The sequence below is a fragment of the Pseudomonas caricapapayae genome (genome assembly GCF_001400735.1).
Taxonomy (GTDB): Bacteria; Pseudomonadota; Gammaproteobacteria; order Pseudomonadales; family Pseudomonadaceae; genus Aquipseudomonas; species Aquipseudomonas caricapapayae.
In genome coordinates this window covers 1-3,324 of record NZ_LJPW01000049.1, presented here as the reverse complement: position 1 = coordinate 3,324, position 3,324 = coordinate 1, and the positions used below count along the sequence as shown (strand labels likewise).

Annotated in this window: 2 protein-coding genes and 3 pseudogenes; 4 read left to right on the top strand and 1 reads right to left on the bottom strand. The window is 54.8% G+C overall.

From position 1 onward, the window contains the following. Positions 1-20: 20 nt before the first annotated feature. A pseudogene (locus tag ALO80_RS06770) lies at positions 21-275 on the top strand (IS3 family transposase); the annotation flags it as partial. Between the two features lie 271 nt (positions 276-546). Here the strand turns inward: ALO80_RS06770 and ALO80_RS06765 are convergent. Further along, positions 547-1,563: an IS110 family RNA-guided transposase gene (locus ALO80_RS06765; RefSeq protein ID WP_055008387.1), complete on the bottom strand. Its 1,017-nt coding sequence runs from the start codon at positions 1,561-1,563 to the stop codon at positions 547-549. Positions 1,564-1,637: 74 nt separating this feature from the next. Between ALO80_RS06765 and ALO80_RS06760 the strand changes: the two are divergent. The 3 genes and pseudogenes from ALO80_RS06760 to pal all read left to right on the top strand — a co-directional run. Then, positions 1,638-2,537 (top strand): annotated as a pseudogene (locus ALO80_RS06760) (IS3 family transposase); the annotation flags it as partial. A gap of 111 nt (positions 2,538-2,648) precedes the next feature. Continuing rightward, positions 2,649-2,765: pseudogene (locus ALO80_RS31930) on the top strand (hypothetical protein); the annotation flags it as partial. 52 nt (positions 2,766-2,817) lie between these two features. After that, a complete protein-coding gene (gene pal / locus ALO80_RS06755; protein WP_002554651.1) occupies positions 2,818-3,318 on the top strand; it encodes a peptidoglycan-associated lipoprotein Pal in 501 nt (166 codons plus the stop codon). Positions 3,319-3,324: the final 6 nt, after the last annotated feature.

Below are 3,324 nucleotides of genomic sequence, written 5' to 3'. Positions count from 1 at the left end.
TCGCCAGATAGAGGTGTCTGATGACCAAGCAACGTCGTTCCTTTTCCGCTGAATTCAAACGCGAGGCCGCAGGCCTCGTGCTCGATCAAGGCTATAGCCGTATCGAAGCCAGCCGCTCGCTTGGGGTGGTCGAGTTCGCGTTGCGTCGCTGGGTTAATCAACTCCAGCAGGAGCGCAACGGCCTTACTCCGCAGAGTAAGGCCCTGACGCCCGAACAGCAGAAAATCCAGGAGCTGGAAGCTCGGATCGCTCGTCTTGAGCGGGAGAAATCCATTTAAAATCTATGGTCACCCCCTTTTTTGCAATGCTGATTCATGGGCGAGCAGTTGGCTTGCTTAAATCTATCCGGCGTCTATTGGATGATTCACCCGCGCCATGATGAGAGTCGCGCCTAAAGATCCTGAAAAGGCTAACGGCTTCTTGCTGAGCCAATTTTTAAAACAGGTTCTTCGTCAGGCCGATAGGCCGTTTACGTCATCCACTATACAGCTATCGCAAAACCTGAAAGGTAAATCGTGGTACAGCAACAACTGCCGAATCAGGCGCTCAGGTGCCTGGCCCTGCTTCGTACCGCGTATGGTGCGCGGCTATCGCCCAAGCGATTCGCGCCAGCTTGTTAGCCAAGGCACAGGCCACAAAATTGGAGTGGCGTCGACTCAGCAATGAACGAACCCAGTCGGCCAAGGCTCCTTTCTGGTGATCGAGTCTCTGCATGTAGACCCTGGAACATTGCACGAGCAACTGTCGAAGGTGCTTGTCGCCGCGTTTACTGATCCCCAGTAAGTTGGCCTTGCCGCCGGTGCTGTATTGCTTGGGTACCAATCCCACTGATGCGGCAAAGTCCCGGCTGCATCGATACTGCTTACCATCGCCCATCTCCACAGCTAGCAGGCTGGCAGTGATCGGGCCTACACATGGAATGCTCAGCAAACGGCTACCCAGATCATCATCGGCCACTTGGCATGCCAGCTCTTTATCCATTGCCTTGATTTGCTCATCCAGATAGATGAGGTGATTGTGCAAACGCTGCAGCAGCACCGTCAGACGAACGGGAAGTTCATGCTCAGCCAAAACAACCGCCAGACGCTTCATGATGGTCGAACCTCTGGGCAGGCTGACGCCAAATTCCAATAGAAAACCGTGCATCTGATTAACGGTTCTGGTGCGATCACGCACCAACGATTCGCGCATCCGATGGAGTACAGAAAGGGTTTGCTGGGATTCAGTCTTAGGCGTAACGAAACGCATCGAAGGACGAGAAGCCGCTTCGCAAATCGCCTCAGCGTCGACAAAGTCGTTTTTGTTGCCCTTGACGAAGGGCTTGACGAACTGCGGGGAAATCAGCTTGGCCGTGTGTCCAATTGCCGCCAACTGACGAGCAACACAGTGCGACCCCGCACAGGCCTCCATTGCCACGACACAGCTCTGCGAGCTGGCAAAAAATTGCATCATTTGCGCCCGTGAACATTTTTTGCGAAACACCTCCCGGCCTGACTTATCCTGGCCGTGCAGATGGAACGTATGTTTACCGAGATCAATACCTATCAGCGCTGACTCGCTCATGATGATGCCCTCCGAAAATAAAGCACCCTGCTAAAGCTTAGCCCTCACAGGGTGTGGGGGTGACCATCTCATTAGGCTACCGCGCTCTTGATGTCGGAAGAGCACGAGCGCACGCGCTGATTGATCAACTGAGCGCCCAAGAACCGGTCGATTGGCTTTGCACAGTCTTTAACATTACTCGCTCGTGTTACTACTCCCACCGCCTCAGGCGCCGAACTCCGGACGTTGAGCGGCTTCGGTTGCGCAGCCGGGTTAACGAACTGTTTACGCAAAGTCGAAGCGCCGCCGGTAGCCGCAGCATCGTCTCGATGATGCAGGAAGCCGGCGAGCAAATTGGGCGGTTCAAGGTACGAGGTCCGATGCGGGGACTGGAGTTGGTCAGTAAACAACCTGGATCACATGCCTACAAACAATCGACGGTTGAGCGGCCTGACATTCCGAACATATTGAATCGAGAGTTTGATGTGCCGGCGCCGAATCAAGCCTGGTGTGGCGACATCACCTACATCTGGGCTCAAGGGAAATGGCATTACCTGGCTGTCGTTCTGGATCTATACGCACGCCGAATTGTGGGTTGGGCGTTGTCAAAAAAACCGGATGCGGATCTGGTCATCAAGGTGTTGGACATGGCTTACGAACAGCGTGGCAGGCCTAAAGGGCTGCTGTTTCAATCGGATCAGGGCTCGCAATATGGCAGTCGCCAGTTTCGCCAACGGCTCTGGCGTTACCGTATGCGCCAAAGCATGAGCCGTCGTGGAAACTGTTGGGATAATGCGCCGATGGAGCTCTTGTTTCGCAGCTTGAAAACTGAATGGATACCGACCGTGGGCTACATGACAGCTCAAGAAGCGCACCGCGACATCAGTCATTACCTGATGCATCGGTACAACTGGATTAGACAGCACCAATTCAACAACGGATTGGCCCCGGCTCAGGCCGAGAAAAAACTTAACGTCGTGTCCGGGATTAGTTGACCACTACAATTTACCGGGATAAGGATCAGCGCTGCGCAACATCATGCACATACCTTGAGCGATGTAATAGGCGGCGCCGAGGGACGACTCTCATGGTATGCTCGCGTTCCACGCCAGCAGGGCCGGGGAGTCTTGATGCTCGTGTCCATTAATGGACGCGTAAGGCTCCCGCTTCCTACCGCTCAAGGCGAAGTCAGAGAACCTTCCTGGTCCCCTTACCTGAACTGACGCGGCGCTACACGATTTGCTTAACACACTGGGGTTCATTAGGAGTTTCAAGATGGAAATGCTGAAGTTTGGTAAATTTGCTGCGCTGGCTCTGGCCATGGCTGTAGCTGTAGGTTGCTCGTCCAAAGGCGGCGACAACGCCGGTGCAGGCGGTGCTGTTGACCCTAACGCTGGTTACGGCGCCAACACTGGTGCAGTTGACGGCTCCCTGAGCGAAGAAGCTGCTCTGCGCGCAATCACCACCTTCTACTTCGAATACGACAGTTCGGACCTGAAGCCAGAAGCCATGCGCTCCCTGGACGTGCACGCCAAAGACCTGAAAGCTAACGGCGCTCGCGTTGTTCTGGAAGGCAACACCGACGAACGTGGTACTCGTGAGTACAACATGGCACTGGGCGAGCGTCGTGCGAAAGCCGTTCAACGCTACCTGGTTCTGCAAGGTGTTTCCCCAGCTCAGCTGGAACTGGTTTCCTACGGCGAAGAGCGTCCAGTTGCTACCGGCAACGACGAGCAGTCCTGGGCTCAAAACCGTCGCGTCGAACTGCGTAAGTAATTTGAC

Bases quoted from the DNA above. Each gene is read 5' to 3' on its own strand.
- ALO80_RS06765 (WP_055008387.1), bottom strand. From the start codon at position 1,563: ATGAGCGAGTCAGCGCTGATAGGTATTGATCTCGGTAAACATACGTTC.
- pal (WP_002554651.1), top strand. From the start codon at position 2,818: ATGGAAATGCTGAAGTTTGGTAAATTTGCTGCGCTGGCTCTGGCCATG.